Raw genomic sequence first — 22,885 nt, 5'->3', positions numbered from 1 at the left:
ACCGCCAATATGATCCAACAGTGACGACTATGCCCGTGAATGCTGATTTAATAACTGGATACGCCCATTGGCTCCATCTACTGTCACGAGGTCACCAGATTTTAGTTTTTCAGTTGCGATCCGTGTACCTAAGACAGCAGGTATCATATATTCTCTAGCGATAATAGCGGAATGGGACAAAATGCCGCCAGAATCGGTGATGACTGCTTTTGCGTCTCTAAATAAGCTGGTCCATAAAGGTGTCGTTGTTTTACAAACTAAAATGTCATCTTTCTCAAATTGTGAAAATTCATCAGCAGATGTAATAACTCTGACTCTTCCGGAAGTAATGCCGCTAGATGCACCAATTCCATAGATTGCATCGTCAGTGTTGTTTTCATTTTCCCTTAGCGAACCGAGCATTCTTTCTACTTGCTGCAATTCAGCTTCAGAAGGCTTTCCTGTATAAGCTGGTGGTTGGATGGATTCATTTTCCTTCATTTCAATTTTTCTTTGCTGAATGATCGAATCGTATGTGGTCGAAGTTGTGAGCGCATTGAGTACTTCATCATCGTAAAGATACCAAAGGTCTTCTTGATGAGGGATCGCTCCTTTTTGAACAAGAAGTTCACCAATTTTTAAGAGATAGAGTCTCGCTTTTGCATCTAACATGGCATCAATGTAAAAGTGATGATCATCTCGAATATTGGCTGCATGGAGTGCAAAATGATAAAGTTCCTCAAATTTTGTTTTAAACGCTTCATCTGTCACTTGACTGATAAACTGTTCATACGTTTCTTGCCTTTTGATCACGGCTTGTGCAAATTCTTCATCAAAATCAGATTGGTGCCGAATGTTGTTTCTAATGATGTCCAAGACAAATTCAGGATTTTCCACCCATGTTTCCTCTGTAAAATCATGGCTTTTAACAGACCGCCAACCATAGACTTGGAGAAAAGCTTCTACGTTGGAAATGAAGTTTTTTCCTTTATCTGTGTGATTGAGGGCATATAATAGTTCAGCATTCGTTGAATGATCTTTAAATGCCTGAAGAAGCTCGGAATCTTGAAGAACGTCTTTTGCCAAGTGAGATAGCTTTTGATCTGTTTCAAGAGACTTGTTCATCACACCTATCATCATTTCATGCAGCAGGACGACTTGTGTTTGATCGCCAGTATATGAGACAAGCATGTCTTCAATGATCGCTGATAGAATGACTTGAGGTATGACAATGTCAAAATGGTCGTCATACGCTCTTAGATAAATCTCTTTTAATTCTTGAAAACCATTAATGGCTTCATCAATTGTTAGCGGTTGAGTGATTTGCCGATCAAGTTTTTCGTATAATGGGAACAAGTTTTGCTTTAAAATGCGATACATTCTTTCGCTTAAACGAGGAAACATTTCGAATAGGCTCTCGTCAAAAAATGGTTCCTCTGACGCTTCTGGCATAGACGGTGAAGAATACAAATGGCCTCTATAAAGCTTGATATCTTTAATATTAAGGTCTGGTACTTGATACTTCTCTCCGTTTTTCTTCATCCCGTTTTTTAAAGCAGGTATGATCAAACTTGAAAAAAGAGGACTTGTTGGTCCAGGCATATGATCGTCCATTGAGATCCAGAAGTCTTGCAGCTCTTCAGGTTTCATTTGAAAGGCTGCACCTGAGGAGCCATTTGCTGTATTGGAAAAAGAAGCAGTAATCGGTCTTGCTTGAAGTAAATAAAAAGTACCATCTGACATGCCGAATTCGATATCTACTCCATGTCCATAAAGTTCTTCTACTTGTTTTGTCATTTTCGTGATTTGGATCAATTGATCATCTCGAAGACAAAATTGGCCAGTCATCTCCTCACCTACGGGTTGTTCAACGGCGCCCTCTTGACAGGGGACAATTTGCACTTCTTTTGTTCCTAGTGATTTTTCAATAGAGTACGTTTCTTTGTTTACGATAAATGTATCTGGCGTCACAAGGCCGGAGACGATGGCTTCTCCTAGTCCATAGCTTGCAGTCATCATGACTTCGTTTGTTTTTCCTGATACAGGATTCTCACTAAAGATGACACCAGAGATGTCAGAATGGATCAATCCTTGTACAACAACAGCCATGAGCGGCATCTCTTCCTCGTTCTCAATCATTTCTTCCTTATATTCTGCGACTCTTGCTGCGAAGTAAGACGACCAACATTCTTTGACGGCTTGCAAGAATTCTTCATTTGTTTTGATATTTAAATAGGTCTCGTATTGACCTGCAAAGGAGGCGCCTTCGAGATCTTCCGCAACAGAAGAGGATCGCACTGCAACGGATGGATATGTTTTCAACAATGATTGAAAGGATGAAAGTAATTCTGTCTCCATTTGTGAAGGAAACGAAGCTTCTGTGATTTTTCGGGCAAGGTTTTGATCAGTTGGATGGAAATTGTGATATGAAAGAAAGCTTGCAAAGCTGTTCGTTTTAATAATAAATCCATCTGGAACTGGCAGTCCGTGATTGTTTAATTTAATTAAATTCACGCCTTTTGCCCCTGCGAGTGATGCGGATTCTTCAGCCGCATGAAATAATACTGAATACATGGGAATGCCCCCTTATCCAAATAGCCAATGGTTTCATTTGTCTCTTTTTGTTTTTTAAAATGATAGTGCGCACTATCATTTTCATCATAGAATTTATTGGATGTAACTGTCAAAGACGTAAAGACCTATCTTTAGAAAGGGGACGTTTTCACTAATTTTCCTCCTCATCTATATCAAAAGTCTTCAACCGAGAAGAAAAAAGCTGAAATTGAAAACTGTGAATTGTTCATTATGCCAATCTTTACTATAATCAAGGGAGTAGACCATGTAGAGGGAGGGTTTTTGTGATTACAAAAGCCATATTTGCACTTGTTTTTCCTTTCTTGCTCGTTATTTTATTTTCAAAGGTTACTTATAATCATTACGTTGGCATTGCATTAACAGCAGCGCTTTTATTTGCTTCGTATATGAAAGGCTATACAGAAACCTACTTTATCGTAGGATTAGATATTATTTCTTTAGTGGCCGGGGCATTGTTTATGGCCAAGAAAGAAGTCGAAAAAAGAGAGAAGGCTGAAAAACATCATTGATGTGATCCCTCTTGATGAAAAGAAAATGTTTTTGATTGCAGGAGCTGTGCTTACGATTCTAGTGAGTGCAGCTTTCTTTTTTGTGGTTTTTCTGCTGATCGAATATCTCGCTCCAAAATGTTCCATACTGAAAGGAAGGTTTCTTTAGAGGGTTATGAGCCACGGCAGAGAGGGTATGGTTGTATTGGAAATAAAAATCAAGTCAGACACGAACTTTAGTTCGTATTTTTGTGTTCTTTTATGATAATATATTCATTAGATAGATTTCGTAACGAAACGGAGGCTTTGATGTGAGTGACCGCTTTGAATTAGTTTCTAACTATCAGCCCCAAGGGGATCAGCCAAAAGCCATTGAAAAGCTTGTGGAGGGCATCCATCAGGGGAAACAGCATCAAACGCTGTTAGGTGCTACAGGTACGGGAAAGACCTTTACTGTATCCAACCTGATCAAAGAAGTGAACAAACCAACACTTGTCATTGCGCATAACAAGACACTTGCCGGACAATTATACAGCGAGTTTAAGGAATTTTTTCCGAATAATGCTGTTGAATATTTTGTGAGTTATTATGATTATTACCAGCCTGAGGCGTACGTGCCTCAAACTGATACATTTATTGAAAAGGATGCCAGCATTAATGATGAGATCGATAAGCTAAGGCACTCCGCCACATCCTCATTATTTGAGCGAAGAGATGTCATCATCATTGCCAGTGTGTCCTGTATTTATGGCTTAGGTTCTCCTGAAGAATACAGAGAGCTTGTGCTGTCTTTACGAACTGAAATGGAAATTGAACGCAATCAACTGCTGCGTAAGCTTGTGGATATTCAGTATTCTCGTAATGATATAGATTTTCAGCGCGGAACCTTCAGAGTTCGAGGAGACGTCGTTGAAATTTTTCCTGCTTCACGAGATGAGCATTGTATCAGAGTGGAGTTTTTCGGTGATGAAATTGAACGTATTCGTGAAGTAGATGCTCTCACTGGAGAAATTCTCGGTGATCGTGACCATGTTGCTATTTTCCCAGCATCTCACTTCGTCACAAGAGAAGAAAAGATGGAAAAAGCGATTATTAATATTGAAAAAGAGCTTGAGGAACAGTTGGAAAAGCTTCGTGAAAACGGAAAACTGCTTGAAGCACAGCGTCTTGAGCAGCGGACAAGGTATGACCTTGAGATGATGAGAGAGATGGGCTTTTGTTCAGGGATTGAGAACTACTCAAGACATCTCACCTTACGTCCGCCTGGTTCAACACCTTACACATTGCTTGATTATTTTCCGGATGATTTTATGATTGTTGTCGATGAGTCACACGTGACCATCCCGCAAATTCGCGCCATGTACAATGGGGACCAGGCAAGAAAACAAGTGCTTGTTGATCACGGATTCCGTCTGCCGTCAGCACTTGATAATAGACCACTCACATTTGATGAGTTTGAAAAGCACATTAACCATATTGTGCATGTATCCGCAACACCTGGCCCATACGAGCTTGAGAAAACGCCAGAGGTTGTGGAACAAATTATTCGTCCAACTGGTTTGCTTGATCCAATCATTGAAGTCCGTCCGATTGAAGGACAAATCGATGACTTAATTGGGGAAATTCATGCAAGGGTTGAGAAAAATGAGCGTGTGCTTGTGACGACTTTAACGAAGAAAATGTCTGAGGATCTGACAGATTATCTGAAAGAAATCGGAATCAAGGTCAATTATCTGCACTCAGAAATTAAGACACTAGAGCGGATTGAGATTATTCGTGATTTACGTCTCGGAAAATATGATGTGCTTGTAGGGATCAACCTTCTTCGAGAAGGCTTGGATATTCCAGAGGTGTCGCTCGTGGCGATTTTAGATGCGGATAAAGAAGGCTTTTTACGTTCAGAAAGATCCCTCATCCAGACGATTGGCCGTGCTGCAAGAAATGCAGAAGGTCGGGTTATTATGTATGCAGACAATATGACGAAATCAATGGACATTGCCATACAAGAAACAAAGCGGAGACGTGAGCAGCAAGAAGCGTATAATGAGAAATTTGGTATCACTCCGCAAACGATCCATAAGAAGATTCGAGATGTGATCAAGGCAACAAAAGTACATGAGGATTCGGAAGAATACGAAACAAAAGCAGCACCAAAGTTGTCAAAAATGAGCAAAAAAGAACGAGAAAAAGTGATCGAAAACATCGAGATGGAAATGAAAGATGCAGCAAAAGCGCTTGATTTTGAAAAAGCAGCAGAATTAAGAGATCTATTGCTAGAGCTAAAAGCGGAAGGATGAATGCCAGATGGCTATGGAACGAATAGAGGTGAAAGGGGCAAGAGCCCACAACCTTAAAAATATTGATGTCAATATCCCGCGCGATCAGCTAGTGGTCATTACGGGTTTATCTGGTTCGGGAAAATCGTCGCTTGCCTTCGATACCATTTATGCAGAAGGTCAGCGCAGGTATGTTGAATCACTGTCAGCCTATGCACGTCAATTTCTCGGTCAAATGGACAAACCAGATGTAGATGCGATTGAAGGGCTTTCTCCAGCGATTAGTATTGACCAGAAAACGACAAGCAGGAACCCTCGATCAACCGTTGGGACTGTTACAGAAATTTATGATTACTTGCGTCTATTATATGCTCGAGTCGGAAAACCGATTTGTCCTATTCATGGGATCGAAATTACATCACAGACGATTGAGCAAATGACAGACCGTATTTTAGAGTATCCAGAACGAACGAAACTACAAGTGCTTGCTCCGATCGTATCTGGACGTAAGGGAACACACATGAAAGTACTTGATCAAATTCGGAAGCAGGGCTACGTTCGAGTCAGAGTTGATGGCGAGATGGAGGACCTGTCAGAAGAGATCGAGCTTGAAAAGAATAAAAAGCATTCCATTGAAGTGGTGATTGATCGAATTGTCGTGAAAGAAGGCGTGGCTGCACGGTTGTCTGATTCTCTTGAAACGGCACTTCGACTTGGGGAAGGCCGCGTGATGATTGATGTGATTGGACAAGAGGAGCTGTTGTTTAGTGAGCATCATGCTTGTCCGCACTGCGGATTCTCTATTGGGGAACTTGAGCCAAGAATGTTCTCGTTTAATAGCCCTTTCGGTGCCTGTCCAAGCTGTGATGGGCTTGGTTCTAAACTAGAAGTAGATCCAGAGCTTGTGATTCCGAATAAGGATTTGACTTTACGTCAGCATGCCATTGCCCCATGGGAGCCTCAAAGCTCACAATATTATCCGCAGCTTCTTGAGGCCGTATGTACACACTATGGAATTGACATGGATATTCCAGTAAAAGATATTCCGGCGCATTTATTTGATAAAATTTTATATGGCAGCGGCTCTGAGCTGATTTATTTTAAATATGAAAATGATTTTGGCCAGGTCCGTGAAAATGAAATCGAATTTGAAGGTGTGCTTCGTAACATTGAACGGCGCTACAAGGAAACGAGCTCCGATTATATCCGGGAGCAAATGGAAAAATATATGGCCAATCAGCCATGTCCGACCTGTAAAGGATATCGCCTGAAAAAAGAAACGCTTGCGGTTCTCATCAATGGCAAACATATCGGAGAAATGACCGATTTGTCTGTATCTGATGCCCTTGATTTCTATGAGAAAATTGAGTTGTCTGAGAAAGATTTGCAGATTGCCCAGCTCATTTTACGTGAAATCAAAGAGCGCTTGTCCTTCTTAAATAATGTCGGATTAGATTATCTGACATTAAGCCGGTCTGCTGGCACATTATCAGGCGGGGAGGCGCAGCGTATTCGTTTGGCGACACAAATCGGATCAAGACTGACAGGCGTTCTTTATATTTTAGATGAACCATCGATTGGTCTGCACCAACGGGATAATGACCGGTTGATTGGGACATTGAAAAACATGCGTGATATCGGAAACACACTGATTGTCGTAGAACATGATGAAGATACGATGCTTGCCGCTGATTATCTCATTGATATTGGACCAGGTGCAGGGGTTCATGGAGGAGAAGTGATTTCAGCTGGAACGCCAGAAGAAGTCATGAAAGACCCAAAATCGTTGACTGGACAATATTTATCGGGTGAGAAATTCATCCCGCTTCCGATTGAGAGAAGAAAGCCTGACGGCCGATTCATTGAAATTAAAGGGGCAAAAGAAAACAATCTTAAAAACGTGAATGCGAAGTTTCCTTTAGGTGTCTTTACCGCTGTGACGGGTGTGTCAGGATCAGGGAAAAGTACACTTGTGAATGAAATTTTATTGAAATCCCTTGCCCAAAAACTGCACAGAGCAAAAGCGAAGCCAGGACAGCACAAAGAAATCAAAGGAATGGATCACTTAGACAAAGTCATTGATATTGATCAATCTCCAATTGGCCGTACACCAAGATCCAATCCTGCTACGTATACAGGTGTATTTGATGACGTGCGGGATGTGTTTGCGCAAACCAATGAAGCGAAGGTACGAGGCTATAAAAAAGGGCGATTCAGCTTTAACGTGAAAGGTGGACGCTGCGAAGCATGTCGTGGAGATGGCATTATTAAAATTGAAATGCACTTTTTACCTGATGTATATGTGCCTTGTGAAGTGTGTCACGGGAAACGTTATAACCGCGAGACGTTAGAGGTCACGTATAAAGGGAAAAATATTTCCGATGTGCTTGAAATGACGGTAGAGGACGCACTTCAATTTTTCGAGAATATCCCGAAAATTAAGCGGAAGCTGCAAACGATCTTTGATGTTGGATTAGGATACATTACACTTGGGCAGCCTGCCACGACATTGTCTGGTGGAGAGGCGCAGCGTGTGAAATTGGCATCTGAGCTTCACCGCCGTTCAAACGGAAGATCATTGTATATTTTAGACGAACCGACAACGGGTCTTCATGTGGATGATATTGCTAGGTTGTTAAAAGTGCTCCAGCGCTTGGTCGAAAACGGGGATACGGTATTGGTCATTGAGCACAACCTTGATATTATTAAGGCAGCCGATTACCTTGTTGATCTAGGACCAGAAGGCGGTGCTGGTGGAGGAACGATTATTGCTTCAGGAACACCTGAACAAATTGCTAAAGAAGAAGCTTCTTACACCGGTCGATACTTAAAACCGATTTTAGAGCGTGATCGTGAGCGAATGAAACAGTTAGTCAAAGAAACAGAAAGTGTGACATCCTCATAAAGAAAAACCCCTCCGAAAGAGGGGTTTCAGCGTGTAGACAAACTCTCGCATTCTTTGTCAGTCCTGCGTGCCGGTGCTCACGAATGTCAAATTCGCTCCGCGCCAGTACTCGTCCTTCCTAGACTGCAAAGGTTTTCTATCACGCTGAAAAGAAGACAAAGGGCTAAAATCAAGTTCATTTTAGCCCTTTGTCAACAATCTGAACCCCTCCGAAAGAGGGGTTTTCCTTTTATTGCACATCTTCCTTTGGCATTAAGTTACTGAGGTGCGTTAAATCCTTTAAAATATGAGTGCTGCTACTATCGAGCAGTACTTTTAAATAACGGATATCACCATACTTCGGATGAGACGGATGAATGGCCTCTAGCTCCTTGATCATATCGCTGTTCATGCTTTTCTGTTTCTGTATAAGGTCTAAAAGCGTTTGTGCCGTGTGGTTAGCATTATGATGATCTGTCAAAATAATTACCCCCTATAATGATAATCACCATCTTTTCAACATATTTTAAAGGGTAATCCATGAAGAATCTACACTTAGGTGCAAAAAGAAATAATTTGTGTCTAAGGTCATATGTAAATCGAATGAGTTTGAAACTTTTTATACGCCATAAACGTATGAGTTAGAAAGGAATTTTCATCATGAAGGAGCGAATATATATGAACAGAGATCAGTCGATCATTGCATCTATTTGTTATTTTAGTGTATTTTTCATGCCGTTTATTGTACCGATCGTGGCATATTTTGTAGTGGATCAAAAGGAAACGAAACGGCATTCGCTGCGTGCATTGTGGTCACATGTTTTGCCAGTCGCAGCGTGTGTGCTGCTGGTTTTTGGATCTATCCCCTTTTTATTGACGACACAGGCAAGCGACTCACTCGTTCCAGTGTTCACCGTACTTATCTTGTCCTTTTTAGTCGCCATTGGCTTTTTGATCTCTGTCATTTGGAATATCATTCAAGGTATTAAAGTGCTTCAATCCATCAAATCGTAGGAGGGCTTTGTATGAATGAAAAAGAGCGCATTTTAAAATTAGTAGAAGACGGGACATTATCTGCAAAAGAAGCGATTACGCTGCTTGAAAAACTAGAAGAAAATCAGTCCATTTCACTAGAAAAATCAACGGCTGATCATACCTTTCATGAAGAAAAAGCTGGCACAGAGAATAAAGGAACTGGTACTGAAAACCTCGGTGCAAAGCTGTTTGGATGGTTAGATTCGGCGGTGAAAAAGGTCAAAGATGTAGATCTTGATTTGAACTTTGGACAGTCCGTCGACGTTGAACACATTTTTCAATTCAAAGACGCGGCACTGTCCCATTTAGATATTCAATTGGCAAACGGCAGTCTCAATTTGATGCCTTGGGATGATGGGGATGTTCGGGCAGAGTGTCATGCGAAAATTTACCGTGCAGAGGATGGAGAGCAGGCAAGACAGCAATTTCTTCAACATCTGGATTGCGGGCTTGAAGGGGACAAATTTTTTATCCGAACTGAAAAGAAGACCATGAAGGTCAATGTCACCCTGTATGTACCACGTATCCAATATGATAAGATCAAAGTCAAACTGTTTAATGGACCGATTCGCGGGGAAAAGCTAAAGACAAAAGAACTGGCTGCAAAAACAACAAATGGCGTCGTCTCTTTTGCCTCTTTACAAGCAGAAAAAGTCGGAATTGAAACAGCAAATGGACAAATCAAACTGGCTGATCACGAGTGTGGTATGATTGAAGTAGAAACCATTAATGGGCTCATTGACCTGCGCGGGAAAAGTGAATCAATTGATGCACAGAGCTTCAATGGGAACATTGCTGTTCAGCTGTCAGATGAGAAATGCCGTTCGATCTATGCAAAAACGACAACAGGCAGTGTGGACGTTCAGATTCCGCGTGCTTGTGCAGTGACTGCGGAGCTGAAAAGCAATCTCGGATCGATCTCTCATGAGCTGCTTGATGCAAATATGATTAAAGAGAAAAATGAAACGCTGCAAAAAGAGAAAATGATCAAAGCCAATCAACAGGCGGAGCACAATATATCCATTTTTGCAGAAACAAAAACAGGCTCAATCCAAGTAAAGCACCAATCAGACAAGGAGTGATTCTACATGAAGAAGCTTTATCGTTCAGCGACAGATAAAAAAATAGCGGGTGTTGTCGGTGGACTTGCTGAATACTTAAGTGTCGATGCATCCCTGCTTCGTATTTTAACGGTGATCATCGGATTTATGACAGCATTTATGCCGATCTTCTTGATCTACTTCATCTGGTATTTTGTTGTTCCGGAAGAAGGCACTAACTAAATGCTTAGATGGATCGTTAGTATTTTCGTCAATGCATTACTTTTAATCGTCATTGCTGGATATTTTGATTCAGGCATTCTGCCAGGCCTTGGTAGTGTGTATATTGAAGGCTTTGGCGCAGCGATTGTAGCAAGTATTATTTTGTCCTTGCTCAATATTTTAGTGAAGCCGTTTTTGATCATTTTAACGCTGCCAGTGACAGTACTTTCACTAGGATTGTTCCTCTTTGTCATTAATGCCATCACACTGATGATGACCTCAAGCTTTATGGGAGATAGTTTTAACATTGATGGGTTTGGAACGGCCATTTGGATGGCTGTCATTTTATCCATTTTCCATCTGCTCATACAAAAAGGAATCGTGGAACCGTTAGCGAAAAAAAGCTAACGGTTTTTTTGTGTGAATTTATATCGTTTCCCCGTTCCATCTGTCATAAAAACCGTCTTCAGGAGACACAATATCCGAAGGGAGGCGGTGCACGATGGTGAATGTGAGCAGACAAATCATTCTTTTGCTTTTTTTGAGCATTCTTTTTTGTTTCAGTCAGCCTGCTTCAGCAGGATCTTTAACACAAACACAAGTGAACATACGAAATAAGCCCTTTTCACCTTTTATCTTTGATCAATTTCAAGTAGATGTCCGTCCGGTTCAAGGAAAAAAACGTGATCTTCAATTTCGGGCATCTATTAGTCAGTCAGAGCAAATTTTGTCTGCAAACTTGTACTATAAACAGAGTGATGAACTAGGATATCGATTGATCCCAATGGAACGATTGCCGGGGATGAAACCAGAATTCACAGCGAAAATCCCGACAGATCAATTGTGGAATCCAACAGTTCATTACTATACAGAATTCCTGACGCAGAAGTCTGTCATCAAAACAACCGAACAAACAGTTCACTTAAACGGATTTGAAGAAGATCTCTCACAGATTCCTGAGCTATTGATGACAGAAATCGTCGTGAATTCAAAAAACCGCAAAGGCAAGGATGCTTTTGAATTCATCGAGGTGTATAACACAACTCATGCACCCATTTCACTTCGACATTACCAGCTTCGCTATCGCAATCCAGCGCAAGGCGTAGAGATGGATGATATATATTCATTTCACACAAGTCCTATCACCATTTCTCCTGGAAAACCATACGTATTTTGGCTTAGAAAAAAAGGGCAGGAGCATTTAACGGTAGCGGACTTTAATGCGATGTACAAAAGTCATTTAAAAGAGGGCAAGCATCTATCGATCATTGAGAGTAAAGGATTGTCCAATTCTAAATCCCGCCTTGTTTCTATCACAACAAATATAGGAGAAGAGGTATCGTCGGCATCCTATCGTTTAAAGCCTTCATTGTTTAGCGAGCACAGATCGTTACTGTTCAAGTATCCAATGGATGGTACGACACAAATGAAGCTGATCTCGAAAGTGGAGGAAGAGCCAACACCCGGAAAAGTGTTAAAAGCACAAATTCCAACTGAAAAAAAAGAAATATCACAAGATGTTCATAAACCTGTGATCGAAGATATGACAGACAATCAACCGATAAAACCAACTGAAGGCATTGAAATGAGGGCAGATGTGCAGGATGATCAGTCCGTCAAAACGGTCAAATTGCGATATCGAACCAATCGTCATGAAGATTTTAAAGAGGTGTTGCTTCAAAAGGATCATAATGATCGGCTGTTTCACTATATTATTTATTCACCTGAGCTCATCGGTAAAGATCGATTGGAATATCAGATTGAAGCGTCTGACGGCGAAAATCAAGTAATGACAATGAAAAAAACAATTGATGTGGAACAAGTAAGCAAAGCTCACGGCCTTCGATTGAATGTAGAAGAAGGAGATACGGTTTCTGGCGTATTTCACTTAAAAGCAACAGCAGATCAGAAAAAAAGCATAAAATTAATGATAGATGGAAAACCAATTCGACAAGTATTCCCTGCACTTGAAGCAGATCCATATCTTGCATTTGATGTCAAAGGGACAAATTTATATTTTAAGAATGGTGTGTCTATAGGTAAGCACTTACTTTCCATTTTTGATGATTCGACAAAAGTGTATCGCACCTATACGATACCAATACCAGAAAAACACTTAGAAAAGGCAGGTCCACAAACGATATCATTCCATGCTGGGACGAAGTCATCGCCGTTTGACCGATTTCCTGGAGAAAATCACGATGATTTTGAATTGAAAAATGTCCAGATGATTTTATCGAATGGAACTCAAATTCTGCCTCTAAATGCGAGCCAGCATGAGGAATGGAAAATGGGCGACGGTGGCAGCGCTAAGAAAGTAAGAGCATTTCAGTTTCAAATCCCGAAGCAAGCATATGCTTCAAGCTATATTCAGTGGGATACAAGAAGGCTGAAAGAAGGAGTACATGTTGTTCAAGCTAAAACCGCAGACGAATCTCAATCTGTACGTGTGAAAGTCGATAACACGGGTCCGAAAATCAAGAGTAATATACAGGCAAATGACCAATATAAAGGCGTCTTTACGTTAAAGGCAAAGGTGACGGATCGTTGGAGTGACATAGCGGAGATGAAGGCATATTTAGATGGAAAACCGATCTCTTTGCCTTATCAAACGTCCTCTAGCGAATTAGAACCTGGGGAGCACACATTGAAGATAAAAGCAAAAGATGCCGCTGGAAACAAATCAACTTTGAAAAAGGTTTTTAAGACGGTACATGAGCACCCTGAAACGCCAGAGAGAGTGTCAGATAGGACAAAAAAGGAATCATCTAAGCAAACAGTGCTAACCAATGATCCTACTAATGATCAGTTAGATTACTCCTTTTACCGTGCCTATCAATATACATCGCTGCATCCGTCCATGAAGATTTTCAAATATGCAGCGGAAACAGAGCCGCCAAAACATTTAAATGAAACAGGTGAAATGATTTTTTCTAATCGAGAAAGAAATCGCATTGCATTTGCTGATGGTAAATCAGTGGAAACGAAAGACCTACAGCATTTTCCTTATCATCGCTTTCAAATCAAGGTTCATCACGATGTACGTGAAAAGGATGTTGTCGAGGCTGTATGGAAAGGAAGCTCATTATCAGGGAGAAAGGTAACGATGTACGCTTGGAATCATCAGCAAGAAAAGTGGGATAAAATCACTCATCACTTTGCCAAGGATGAAAAGGAATTTTACCTAAAAGGGCTGCTGTCAGTCAGACAGTATATGAAAAATCAAACGTTTGATTTGCTTGTACAAGATGAGATCAGTAAGACGTTAAAGCCTTATAAGATGGTGTGGATGTCTGATACTCAATATTATGCCAGAAGTTATCCTCATATCTTCAAAAAAATGGTCGAGTGGATCAGAGATCAAAGGGACCCATTAAATATTCAATATGTGTTCCATACAGGTGATATTGTGGATGATTCAAAGGATAAGCAATGGAATCGTGCCGATACATTTATGCGTGTGTTAGATCAGCATCAGATTCCTTACGGTGTATTAGCTGGTAATCATGATGTCAGACACAAAGACGGCCATTATAGGGAATATGGGAGATACTTTGGAGCGAAACGCTTTGAAGACAAGCCATATTACGGTGAATCTTATCAAAACAATCGAGGTCATTATGATCTTATCTCTGCTGGTGGCAATGATTATATGATGGTGTATATGGGCTGGGGGATCAAGCAAAATGAGATTGACTGGTTAAATCGAGTCATTTCTGAACATCCAGATCGCATTGTCATTTTAAATTTCCATGAGTATTTGTTAGTGAGCGGCAATCGAAGCCCAATTGGAGACTTGATCTTCCATCAAGTGGTAAAGCGTCACCCGAATATTGTCGCAGTATTTAGTGGCCACTACCACGGAGCCAGTCGAAAAGTAGATGAGATTGACGATGATCATGATGGAAAAGTGGACAGAAAAGTATATCAAATCCTTGCAGATTACCAGTCAGGTCCTGAAGGCGGTCAAGGTTTTATGCGGCTGATCACTGCGGATCAAGAAAAAAATAAGCTTCATTTCACCACATACTCACCTTACTTGAATCAAGAACATTTTTATGATCCAAAAACGTATGGAGATCAAGATGAATTTTCAATTGATGTCGATTTAACACCAAAAATGAAATCCGTTAAAACCAATTATTTTGAATTGAATGTCTACACAAACGTTCTTCTTGGAGAAGTCAAAGGTGTGAAAAGTGGTAAAAAAGCAACCTTTGAATGGAAAGGGTTAAAGCCAAATCAAGAATATTATTGGTACACTGTCGCAAAAGACCGTTTCGAAGGGAAAGCGATTTCGCCTATATGGAAAATCCATACAAAAAATGATGATCAATCAACATTTCTTAGGAAATAAAAAACTGTGCTTTCAGGAGCACAGTTTTATCTTTCCATTGTGTGAGTGAGCTTGTATCGATCCCCTCTATAAACGGACATGACATACTCGAATGGAAGGTCATTTTGAAAATAAGTTGTTCTTGCAATGGAGAGAACAGGGTCCCCTAATGAAATAGACAGCACGTTAGCTTCTTCCTTTGAAGCAACATTGGCTTCAAGCTCCTGCTTGGCATGGGCAATGGTTAGACCTGTGTTCGCTTCTATATATTCATATAAAGATCCAGTTAAATGGTCCTTTGTGAGCTCGCCAGCAAATTTTTCAGGAATATAACTCGTTTCAATAGCCATTGGTTCATCGTTTGCAAGGCGGATTCGTTTTAATTCATAGACATCTTCACTGTTCGACAGCTGTAATGATTGCAGCAAGTGCTCTGGGCATGCGACTTTTTTGAAATCAATCAACTGACTTGAAGCTTTGAGCCCACGTTGACGCATATCTTCTGTAAAGCTTGTTAAGCCTTGAAGCGGTTGTTCAAACTTCTTTCGGCTAACAAATGTTCCTTTTCCTTTTTGCCGGTATAAATATCCTTCGTTCACAAGGTTCGATAAGGCTTGTCTGACAGTCATTCGGCTAATACCAAAGCGTTCGGCATATTCTCTTTCAGAAGGAATGAGTGTATCAGGTGCTAACGTTCCATCCTCAATCTGCTTTTTCAAGTTCTCCATAATCTGATGGTACATGGGGATAGGTGACTGCTTATCAATAAACATGTGAAAATCCTCTCGTGTTTAGCGTAGTGAACCAGCTTCTCGATCAATAAAAATCGTCACATCTTCATGAAGTTTCAGAGCAGATGCAGGTAAGTCTGGGTGAATCTCTGTTCGTTCTAAATATTGTATCACGTCCGCTTTTGATTTTCCTGATGCGAGAAGGAGAATTTTTTTACTTGAAAGAATGCTTGCAATTCCCATTGTAATGGCATGTGTAGGTACCTCATCTATAGAAGAAAAGTATCTTGCATTGGCTTGGCGAGTGTGTTCATCTAATTGGACGACATGCGTCTTTGAATCAAAGGGAGTACCAGGTTCATTAAACCCGATATGTCCATTTTGTCCGATGCCAAGTAGCTGAAGATCAATGCCCCCTAAATCTTCAATGAGCTGATCATACCTTAAGCACTCTTCTTCCAAGTGAGAAGCAGCACCATTGGGGAGGAAATATTGATCTGATGGGAGATCAATATGGTCGAATAAATGACGCTTCATGTAAGTCATATAACTATTTTCATGATTTGGATCAATTCCCACGTACTCATCCAGATTCACTGTTCTTGCTTGTTTGAAAGACAATTGTTCTGTTTCATGCAACTGAATTAACTCTTTATAAGTGTCAATTGGTGTACCGCCAGTTGCCAGACCGAGAACCGCATCTGTTTTTGATTCAATGGTACGTGCAATGAAAGCAGCTGCTGCTTTTCCTAATTGATCTTTATCTGCAAATTCGATGATGTTCATCAGTGTGTGGCCTCCTTTTTTTCATAAACGATTTGTCCATGGCAGATCGTCATCATGAGTTCGCCAGCTTCATCCCAAATGACCAAGTCTGCCAGTTTTCCAACTTCGATCGAACCGAGCTGATGATCGATCCCGAGCTGAGTGGCTGCATTTGTTGAGGTCATTTGAGCAATTTCTGTCCATCCACATTGTGTGATCTGTCTCATACGTTTAACCCCATCTTTCATTTGTAAAATCGATCCTGCAAGTGTTCCATCTGCTAGCAATGCTTTTTCACCGCTGACTGTCACAGTCTGTCCGCCAAATTCGTAGGTTCCCTCTCCAAGTCCTTTTGCACGCATTGAGTCTGTAATCATGATCAAACGTTCACTTCCCTTTGCCAAATACGCAAGCTTTACGGAAAGAGGATGTGAATGAATGCCATCTGTAATCAGCTCAGTCAAAAGCTTTTCGTTTGTAAGCGCAGCCCCTGCAACATTTGGCTCACGATGCTGAAATGAACTCATCGCATTATAAAGATGCGTGACATGACGCGCACCGTGCTTTGCTGCTAGTTCAATCATGTCATGAGGGGCATTTGTATGTCCAATAGAAGGAATGATGTTTTTTTCTTTTAGCAGGGAAAGAAATGCAAAATCAGTATCTTCCTCAGGAGCAAAAGTGACAATTCGAATCAGCTGATCTGATGCACTCAGCCATTTCTCAAAAAGAGGAAGGCTAGCCTGTGTAATCCATTGAGCAGGCTGCGCTCCAGCTTTCTCTTTAGAAATAAAAGGACCTTCTAGATGAATGCCTAAACATTGTGCCTGACTTCCTGCCTGCTTTTCATTATAGGGTCTCCACTGTGCGACATTTTTAAGTGCTTGTTCAATCTCTTGGTGATTTTGTGTAATGGTTGTTGCTAAAAAGCTTGTCGTTCCTTCTGTGGGTAAGTGATCAGCAAGTGTATTCATGGCTTCTGGTGTCGCATCCATCATATCTGCACCATATCCCCCATGGATGTGAATATCAATCATTCCGGGGAGTAAATAAAAGTTTTCCCGGGAAATATATACTTTTTCATAATTTCCTGTCGGCGGTGATGTTGAAATATAGTCGATCTTGCCATCGCGTAAACCGACAAAACCGTTTTCAATGATTTCTGTCTTTGTCACAATATGAATATTGGAGAGCAATAAAGAACTGCTCATGATTGTGCCCCCTTATTCTCGTCGTTAGATTCAGTTTACCTTTTTTAAGTATAGTTGTCTATACCAGTAAATGTGATGAAACAGGATCAGGATAAAATACTATTTTGGGTTCATCATTGAAAGTGATAAAATAGAGCTGTATTTCTGAAACGCCTGCGATAAAAGGAGGAAGAAGCGTGCCGAAAGTTCGTACGAAGGACATAATGGAACAATTTCATCTTGAACTGGTAAGTGGGGAAGAAGGAATTAATCGTCCCATTACAATCAGTGATCTTTCCAGACCAGGTATTGAAATGGCTGGATATTTTACATATTACCCAAAAGAAAGAGTTCAACTTTTAGGGAAGACAGAGCTTTCTTTTTTTGAACAGCTCCCAGAACGCGAACGAAAGCAGAGAATGATATCTCTTTGTACAGATATTACCCCTGCCATCATTTTGTCACGAGATCGTGAAGTACCAAAGGAATTGATCGAAGCATCAAACGAAAATGGAGTGCCGGTTTTACGCTCAAGCTTAAAAACGACAAGACTTTCGAGTCGATTAACGAACTTCTTAGAAAGCAAGCTTGCACCAACGACTGCGATTCATGGCGTACTCGTAGATGTATATGGTGTAGGTGTGCTGTTAATTGGAAAAAGTGGCGTAGGTAAAAGTGAAACGGCTTTAGAATTAGTGAAGAGAGGACACAGGCTGGTTGCAGACGATTGCGTGGAAATTAGGCAAGAGGATCAGGATACGTTAGTTGGAAGCGCACCAGAGCTGATTGAGCACCTTCTAGAAATCCGTGGATTAGGCATTATTAATGTGATGACCTTATTTGGAGCGGGCGCTGTCAGAAGCTATAAGAGAATTACGATTGTTATGAACCTTGAGCTTTGGGAACAAGGCAAACAGTATGACCGTTTAGGACTTGAGGAAGAAAAAATGCGGATCATCGATACAGATGTACCCAAGCTGACCATCCCTGTACGTCCGGGACGAAATTTAGCGGTCATCATCGAGGTAGCTGCAATGAACTTCAGATTGAAACGAATGGGACATAATGCAGCGGAACAATTTACAAGTAAACTTGCCGATGTCATTGAAGACAATGGCCAGGATGAATAGGAGCTGTCTATATGAATGAAGCAATTCAACCAATTGATCCGATTGCTTTTCAGCTCGGACCTCTTTCGGTTCATTGGTATGGTGTGATCATTGGGGTCGGAGCGCTGCTTGGACTCTGGCTCGCATTAAGGGAGTGTGAAAAAAGAGGCATCAATAAAGATATGTTTATTGATCTCATCTTATTTGCCATTCCTATCGCCATTATCTGTGCACGAATTTATTATGTATCCTTTGAATGGGATTATTATCAGCAGCACCCAAATGAAATCATCAAGATTTGGAATGGCGGAATTGCCATACATGGCGGACTGATAGGGGCGGTGCTGACAGCGATTGTCTTTACTAAAGTGAGAAAGGTGTCCTTTTGGAAAATCGCCGATGTCGCAGCGCCTAGTATTTTACTAGGGCAAGCCATCGGGCGCTGGGGGAACTTTATTAATCAGGAAGCGCATGGTGAGGCTGTTTCAAGAGTCTTTTTAGAAAATTTGCACCTGCCTGAGTTTATTATTAATCAGATGTACATTGACGGGACCTACTATCACCCTACGTTCTTATATGAATCATTATGGAATATCGCAGGCGTTTTGATATTAATCTTATTACGTAGAACATCATTGCGTCGAGGCGAAATGTTCTTGTCTTATTTAATCTGGTATTCAATCGGTCGTTTCTTCATTGAAGGAATGAGAACAGACAGCTTAATGCTGACTGAGCACCTTCGAATTGCACAGATGATTTCAATTGCCATATTTGCAGTGGCTGTTTTGCTGATTGTGTTTAGAAGAATCAAGGGATATGCATCTATACCGTATAAAGAGAACAACTCATCAAATTAAGCAAGGGGGATAAGAGATGGGGGAGACATGGAAAAACGGCTTGAAAGCAGGGTTATCGACAACTTGGACACTTGGAAAAGTCATTTTTCCGGTTACCATTCTCGTTAGTATCTTGCAGCATACACCTGTGATGGATTGGATTATACAATTCATCCGTCCATTTATGGGTCTGTTTGGTCTTTCAGGGGAAGCGGCCATTCCGCTTGTTTTAGGAAATATGCTGAACTTGTATGCGGGTATTGCAGCCATCTTGACATTAGAGCTGCCTGTGAAGGAAGTGTTCATTTTAGCGGTCATGCTCTCCTTTTGTCACAACTTGATCATCGAATCAACAGTGGCGGCGAAGGTTGGGCTGCGGGTGTCTGTCATTTTGCTAGTCAGAATCAGTCTTGCCATCGTATCAGCAATTGTCATTCACCTCGTTTGGCAGGGAGGCGAGGAGCCGGCGCAATATGGTTTGCTGACAGCTGCTCAGTCGGCTGATGTGCCTTCTAGCTGGCATATGATCGTACTTCTTGCTTTACAGAAAGCTGTTCTTGGTGTGCTGCAGCTGGCTTGTATTGTCATTCCTCTCATGATCATCATTCAATTCATGAGAGACTTAGGGTGGCTCCATACGCTGTCTAAGTGGCTGTCTCCTTTTACGAGAATGCTTGGAATGAAAGAAAATACGTCTATGACGATGGTGGCTGGTTTGACCATTGGTCTTGCCTACGGGGCAGGCGTCATGATGAAGGCAGTGGAAGAGGACGGTGTCAGCAAAAAGGATTTAACGCTTGCTTTCATTTTCCTTGTGGCGTGTCATGCGGTGGTCGAAGATACACTGATTTTCATTCCTTTAGGTATTCCAGTCTGGCCGCTTCTTCTTATTCGCCTTATTTCTGCTATTTTATTGACAGCTGCCATCAGCTATATTTGGCGGAGGCGGGAACATGCAGCTGTTAGAAAGGAAGCTATATGAACCAATCAACTATTAACACAGTGCTATTTGATTTAGATGGCACATTAATCAATACAAATGAATTAATTATTGCTTCATTTCAGCATACGCTTGATCATTATTACCCTGGTCAATACAGCCGTGAGGATATCCTTCATTTCATTGGTCCATCATTATTTGATACATTCTCTGCAATGGATCCGAATCTGACAGATGACATGATCCAGATGTATCGAACGTTTAATCATGAACAGCATGACCTGCTTGTGACGGAGTACGAGACGGTGTTAGACACGTTGAAAATCCTCCAGGATCGAGGGTTTAAGCTTGGTATTGTGACAACAAAAATCCGTGATACGGTCTTAATGGGATTAAAGCTGACTGGATTGGAGCCATTTTTTGAGGTCATTGTCACACTTGATGATGTACAAAATGAAAAGCCGCATCCAGAACCAGTTCAACTTGCATTATCCAAGCTCGGCAGTGATCCGCATGAGGCGATCATGGTTGGTGATAATTATCACGACATTTTATCTGGTCAAGCGGCAGGGACGAAAACAGCAGGTGTTGCTTGGTCTATTAAGGGAGAAGAAGCCCTGTTAAAGCATCGCCCAGATTATATGCTGCAGAAAATGAGTGATCTCTTGGCGATTGTTGGAGCTGATTAAGTTGAGAAAAACAGATCGTTATCCTGTCAAAGGGGTCAATTCGCTTAGACAAGTCTATCGAACGGTCCCCTTTCTCAAGGTTGTGAAAAACTTTATCTTTATTCAAATGGCAAGGTATACGCCTTTTATGGGAATGAAAAATTGGATTTATCGCACCTTCCTTCGGATGAAAGTTGGGGAGGATACGGCGTTTGCTTTAATGGTGATGGTCGATCTCATGTTTCCTGAGAAAATCACTGTCGGTCGAAATAGTGTGATTGGTTATAACACAACCATTCTGTCCCATGAGTATTTGATTAAAGAGTATAGGCTTGGGGAAGTCTATATTGGTGATGAAGTGTTAATTGGGGCAAATTCAACAATTCTACCTGGAGTGACAATTGGTGATGGTGCGATTGTATCGGCAGGAACTCTTGTGAACAAAGATGTTCCGGCAGGCTCCTTTGTTGGAGGAAATCCAATGCGGATGATTTATACGAAAGAGGAAATGGAAGCACGTCAATCTACGTCTGCTGAGTAGCTCGGCAGACTTTTTTGTTGACATTCTAACATGGTGTAACTATAATGATTACAACAGAGGTGAGAAAACATGAAAATCAGCAGCAGATTTACTGTCGCTGTCCATATTCTGGCCTTGCTATCACTTGAAAAAGGTTCTTTACAGACATCGGAGGATATCGCAGGAAGTGTCAATACAAATCCAGTGGTGATTCGCCGTATCATGAGTAAGCTCAAAAAAGCAGGCCTAATCTCAACGAGTCTTGGCAAAGGCGGTTCTCAATTGAATCGCAGTGAAGATGACATGACACTGCTCGATGTGTATAAAGCGGTTGAAGTTGTGGATGAGGGAGAGTTGTTTCAAATTCATGAAAGCCCAAACCCTGACTGTCCGATCGGTGCAAATATTCAAGCTGTATTAGAATTAATTTTGTGCCGTGCTCAAAGTGCGATGGAGCAAGTGCTTGCTGAGATCAAATTAAGTGAACTAACGCAGGTTTTAATCAAAAAAATTGGATGATCTATTCAATTTTTTTTACCTCTGTTGTAACTATCGTGGTTACATCTTAAATGATCAAAATAACAATATATTGTAGGAGGAATTTACATGAACATTGGAATCATTGGCGCAACAGGTAAAGCAGGACAACACATTTTAAAAGAAGCTCAATCGAGAGGGCACGAAGTAACGGCCATCGTTCGAGATGCACAAAAAGTGACCAATTCATCAGCAGCTGTTTTAGAAAAGGATGTTTTTCACTTAGAGGCAGGAGACGTCAAAGGTTTTGATGTGATCGTAAACGCATTTGGTGCGCCAGCAGGACAAGAGCACCTTCATGTAGAAGCAGGGAAAAAACTCATTCATCTCTTGAAAGAGACACCAGAAACGCGTTTAATCGTTGTGGGAGGTGCTGGAAGTTTATTTGTAGATGAGGCCAAAACAACTAGACTGATGGACACACCGGAGTTTCCAAAGGAATACTTTGCTACTGCTTCACACCAAGGAGAAAACTTAAAAGATCTTCAAAAGACCGAAGGATTAAAATGGACATTTTTAAGTCCAGCAGCCTTCTTTAATCCAGCAGGCAAACGGACAGGTGCTTATGTGAAAGGCAAAGACCATCTTATCGTCAATTCAAAGGGTGACAGCTATGTGAGTTATGCTGACTACGCCGTTGCACTTGTCGATGAGATAGAACAAGCTGCTCATGTTGGAGAACGTTTTACTGTGGTTTCTGAAGCAGAATAAGTAGAATAACATGCGTTTCATTG

The 22,885-nt window shown here is 41.2% G+C and carries 20 protein-coding genes; 15 read left to right on the top strand and 5 right to left on the bottom strand.

The window, feature by feature from the left end; all coding sequences use genetic code 11:
* Positions 1–27 precede the first annotated feature (27 nt).
* Positions 28–2,553, bottom strand: a complete 2,526-nt coding sequence (locus NST24_RS16635; protein ID WP_342462011.1) for a PEP/pyruvate-binding domain-containing protein — start codon at positions 2,551–2,553, stop codon at positions 28–30.
* A 284-nt stretch (positions 2,554–2,837) separates the two neighbouring features.
* Between NST24_RS16635 and NST24_RS16630 the strand changes: the two genes are divergently transcribed.
* The 3 genes from NST24_RS16630 to uvrA all read left to right on the top strand — a co-directional run bounded on the left by NST24_RS16630 (position 2,838) and on the right by uvrA (position 8,243).
* Complete coding sequence (locus NST24_RS16630) at positions 2,838–3,083, top strand: CsbA family protein (RefSeq protein ID WP_008348197.1); 246 nt, start codon at positions 2,838–2,840, stop codon at positions 3,081–3,083.
* Positions 3,084–3,373: 290 nt separating this feature from the next.
* Entirely contained in the window at positions 3,374–5,359 is a 1,986-nt protein-coding gene (gene uvrB / locus NST24_RS16625; RefSeq protein WP_025208044.1) for an excinuclease ABC subunit UvrB, read from the top strand.
* 7 nt (positions 5,360–5,366) lie between these two features.
* Positions 5,367–8,243, top strand: a complete 2,877-nt coding sequence (gene uvrA, locus NST24_RS16620) for an excinuclease ABC subunit UvrA (RefSeq protein ID WP_342462010.1) — start codon at positions 5,367–5,369, stop codon at positions 8,241–8,243.
* Between the two features lie 229 nt (positions 8,244–8,472).
* Here uvrA and NST24_RS16615 read toward each other — a convergent pair whose 3' ends face one another.
* Positions 8,473–8,703 (bottom strand): hypothetical protein, encoded by a 231-nt coding sequence (locus NST24_RS16615; RefSeq protein ID WP_008348188.1) that lies wholly within the window; start codon positions 8,701–8,703, stop codon positions 8,473–8,475.
* 197 nt (positions 8,704–8,900) lie between these two features.
* Between NST24_RS16615 and NST24_RS16610 the strand changes: the two genes are divergently transcribed.
* The 5 genes from NST24_RS16610 to NST24_RS16590 all read left to right on the top strand — a co-directional run bounded on the left by NST24_RS16610 (position 8,901) and on the right by NST24_RS16590 (position 14,876).
* Positions 8,901–9,236, top strand: a complete 336-nt coding sequence (locus NST24_RS16610; RefSeq protein ID WP_024719900.1) for a hypothetical protein — start codon at positions 8,901–8,903, stop codon at positions 9,234–9,236.
* Positions 9,237–9,247: 11 nt separating this feature from the next.
* Positions 9,248–10,339 carry a DUF4097 domain-containing protein gene (locus NST24_RS16605; protein ID WP_007500040.1) on the top strand — a complete coding sequence of 364 codons (1,092 nt, stop codon included), beginning with the start codon at positions 9,248–9,250 and terminating at the stop codon, positions 10,337–10,339.
* A 6-nt stretch (positions 10,340–10,345) separates the two neighbouring features.
* Positions 10,346–10,540, top strand: coding sequence for a PspC domain-containing protein (locus NST24_RS16600; RefSeq protein WP_008348183.1), 195 nt, complete (start codon positions 10,346–10,348; stop codon positions 10,538–10,540).
* A complete protein-coding gene (locus NST24_RS16595; RefSeq protein WP_007500042.1) occupies positions 10,541–10,927 on the top strand; it encodes a phage holin family protein in 387 nt (128 codons plus the stop codon).
* 94 nt (positions 10,928–11,021) lie between these two features.
* Positions 11,022–14,876 (top strand): metallophosphoesterase, encoded by a 3,855-nt coding sequence (locus tag NST24_RS16590; RefSeq protein ID WP_342462009.1) that lies wholly within the window; start codon positions 11,022–11,024, stop codon positions 14,874–14,876.
* A gap of 26 nt (positions 14,877–14,902) precedes the next feature.
* Here NST24_RS16590 and NST24_RS16585 read toward each other — a convergent pair whose 3' ends face one another.
* The 3 genes from NST24_RS16585 to nagA are packed head-to-tail and all read right to left on the bottom strand — an operon-like array spanning position 14,903 to position 17,562.
* Positions 14,903–15,628: a GntR family transcriptional regulator gene (locus tag NST24_RS16585; protein ID WP_041507821.1), complete on the bottom strand. Its 726-nt coding sequence runs from the start codon at positions 15,626–15,628 to the stop codon at positions 14,903–14,905.
* 18 nt (positions 15,629–15,646) lie between these two features.
* Entirely contained in the window at positions 15,647–16,372 is a 726-nt protein-coding gene (gene nagB, locus NST24_RS16580) for a glucosamine-6-phosphate deaminase (protein ID WP_251185079.1), read from the bottom strand.
* Positions 16,372–17,562 carry an N-acetylglucosamine-6-phosphate deacetylase gene (gene nagA / locus NST24_RS16575; protein WP_342462008.1) on the bottom strand — a complete coding sequence of 397 codons (1,191 nt, stop codon included), beginning with the start codon at positions 17,560–17,562 and terminating at the stop codon, positions 16,372–16,374. Before nagA ends, nagB begins: the two co-directional genes overlap by 1 nt.
* Before the next feature lie 176 nt (positions 17,563–17,738).
* On the opposite strand from nagA, the gene hprK reads away from it, so the two are divergent.
* The 7 genes from hprK (at position 17,739) to NST24_RS16540 (ending at position 22,862) form a co-directional block, all read left to right on the top strand.
* Positions 17,739–18,671, top strand: a complete 933-nt coding sequence (hprK, locus tag NST24_RS16570) for an HPr(Ser) kinase/phosphatase (RefSeq protein WP_342462007.1) — start codon at positions 17,739–17,741, stop codon at positions 18,669–18,671.
* 11 nt (positions 18,672–18,682) lie between these two features.
* Positions 18,683–19,507 (top strand): prolipoprotein diacylglyceryl transferase, encoded by an 825-nt coding sequence (gene lgt, locus NST24_RS16565; protein WP_342462006.1) that lies wholly within the window; start codon positions 18,683–18,685, stop codon positions 19,505–19,507.
* A 16-nt stretch (positions 19,508–19,523) separates the two neighbouring features.
* Positions 19,524–20,468, top strand: coding sequence for a nucleoside recognition domain-containing protein (locus NST24_RS16560; protein ID WP_277519039.1), 945 nt, complete (start codon positions 19,524–19,526; stop codon positions 20,466–20,468).
* Positions 20,465–21,115 carry a pyrophosphatase PpaX gene (gene ppaX / locus NST24_RS16555; protein ID WP_017357895.1) on the top strand — a complete coding sequence of 217 codons (651 nt, stop codon included), beginning with the start codon at positions 20,465–20,467 and terminating at the stop codon, positions 21,113–21,115. The genes NST24_RS16560 and ppaX overlap by 4 nt, the downstream gene beginning before the upstream one ends.
* 1 nt (position 21,116) lies before the next feature.
* On the top strand, positions 21,117–21,635 hold the full coding sequence (locus NST24_RS16550; protein WP_017368116.1) for an acyltransferase: 519 nt from the start codon (positions 21,117–21,119) through the stop codon (positions 21,633–21,635).
* A gap of 69 nt (positions 21,636–21,704) precedes the next feature.
* Entirely contained in the window at positions 21,705–22,133 is a 429-nt protein-coding gene (locus NST24_RS16545) for an Rrf2 family transcriptional regulator (protein WP_024719891.1), read from the top strand.
* Positions 22,134–22,220: 87 nt separating this feature from the next.
* Positions 22,221–22,862, top strand: coding sequence for an NAD(P)-dependent oxidoreductase (locus NST24_RS16540; RefSeq protein WP_035389623.1), 642 nt, complete (start codon positions 22,221–22,223; stop codon positions 22,860–22,862).
* The last annotated feature ends 23 nt before the right edge of the window (positions 22,863–22,885 follow it).

Origin of the sequence: Bacillus sp. FSL R5-0286 (assembly GCF_038593245.1) — a bacterium.
Classification (GTDB): Bacteria; Bacillota; Bacilli; order Bacillales; family Bacillaceae; genus Bacillus; species Bacillus altitudinis.
The sequence above is the reverse complement of the archived record's forward strand: the minus strand, read 5'-3'. Positions and strand labels throughout refer to the sequence as shown.

Excerpts from the sequence above, each read along its gene's own strand:
- NST24_RS16635 (WP_342462011.1), bottom strand. The coding sequence starts at position 2,553 with ATGTATTCAGTATTATTTCATGCGGCTGAAGAATCCGCATCACTCGCA.
- uvrA (WP_342462010.1), top strand. The coding sequence starts at position 5,367 with ATGGCTATGGAACGAATAGAGGTGAAAGGGGCAAGAGCCCACAACCTT.
- NST24_RS16610 (WP_024719900.1), top strand. The coding sequence starts at position 8,901 with ATGAACAGAGATCAGTCGATCATTGCATCTATTTGTTATTTTAGTGTA.
- NST24_RS16605 (WP_007500040.1), top strand. The coding sequence starts at position 9,248 with ATGAATGAAAAAGAGCGCATTTTAAAATTAGTAGAAGACGGGACATTA.
- NST24_RS16600 (WP_008348183.1), top strand. The coding sequence starts at position 10,346 with ATGAAGAAGCTTTATCGTTCAGCGACAGATAAAAAAATAGCGGGTGTT.
- NST24_RS16595 (WP_007500042.1), top strand. The coding sequence starts at position 10,541 with ATGCTTAGATGGATCGTTAGTATTTTCGTCAATGCATTACTTTTAATC.
- NST24_RS16590 (WP_342462009.1), top strand. The coding sequence starts at position 11,022 with ATGGTGAATGTGAGCAGACAAATCATTCTTTTGCTTTTTTTGAGCATT.
- NST24_RS16585 (WP_041507821.1), bottom strand. The coding sequence starts at position 15,628 with ATGTTTATTGATAAGCAGTCACCTATCCCCATGTACCATCAGATTATG.
- nagB (WP_251185079.1), bottom strand. The coding sequence starts at position 16,372 with ATGAACATCATCGAATTTGCAGATAAAGATCAATTAGGAAAAGCAGCA.
- nagA (WP_342462008.1), bottom strand. The coding sequence starts at position 17,562 with ATGAGCAGTTCTTTATTGCTCTCCAATATTCATATTGTGACAAAGACA.
- lgt (WP_342462006.1), top strand. The coding sequence starts at position 18,683 with ATGAATGAAGCAATTCAACCAATTGATCCGATTGCTTTTCAGCTCGGA.
- NST24_RS16560 (WP_277519039.1), top strand. The coding sequence starts at position 19,524 with ATGGGGGAGACATGGAAAAACGGCTTGAAAGCAGGGTTATCGACAACT.
- ppaX (WP_017357895.1), top strand. The coding sequence starts at position 20,465 with ATGAACCAATCAACTATTAACACAGTGCTATTTGATTTAGATGGCACA.
- NST24_RS16545 (WP_024719891.1), top strand. The coding sequence starts at position 21,705 with ATGAAAATCAGCAGCAGATTTACTGTCGCTGTCCATATTCTGGCCTTG.
- NST24_RS16540 (WP_035389623.1), top strand. The coding sequence starts at position 22,221 with ATGAACATTGGAATCATTGGCGCAACAGGTAAAGCAGGACAACACATT.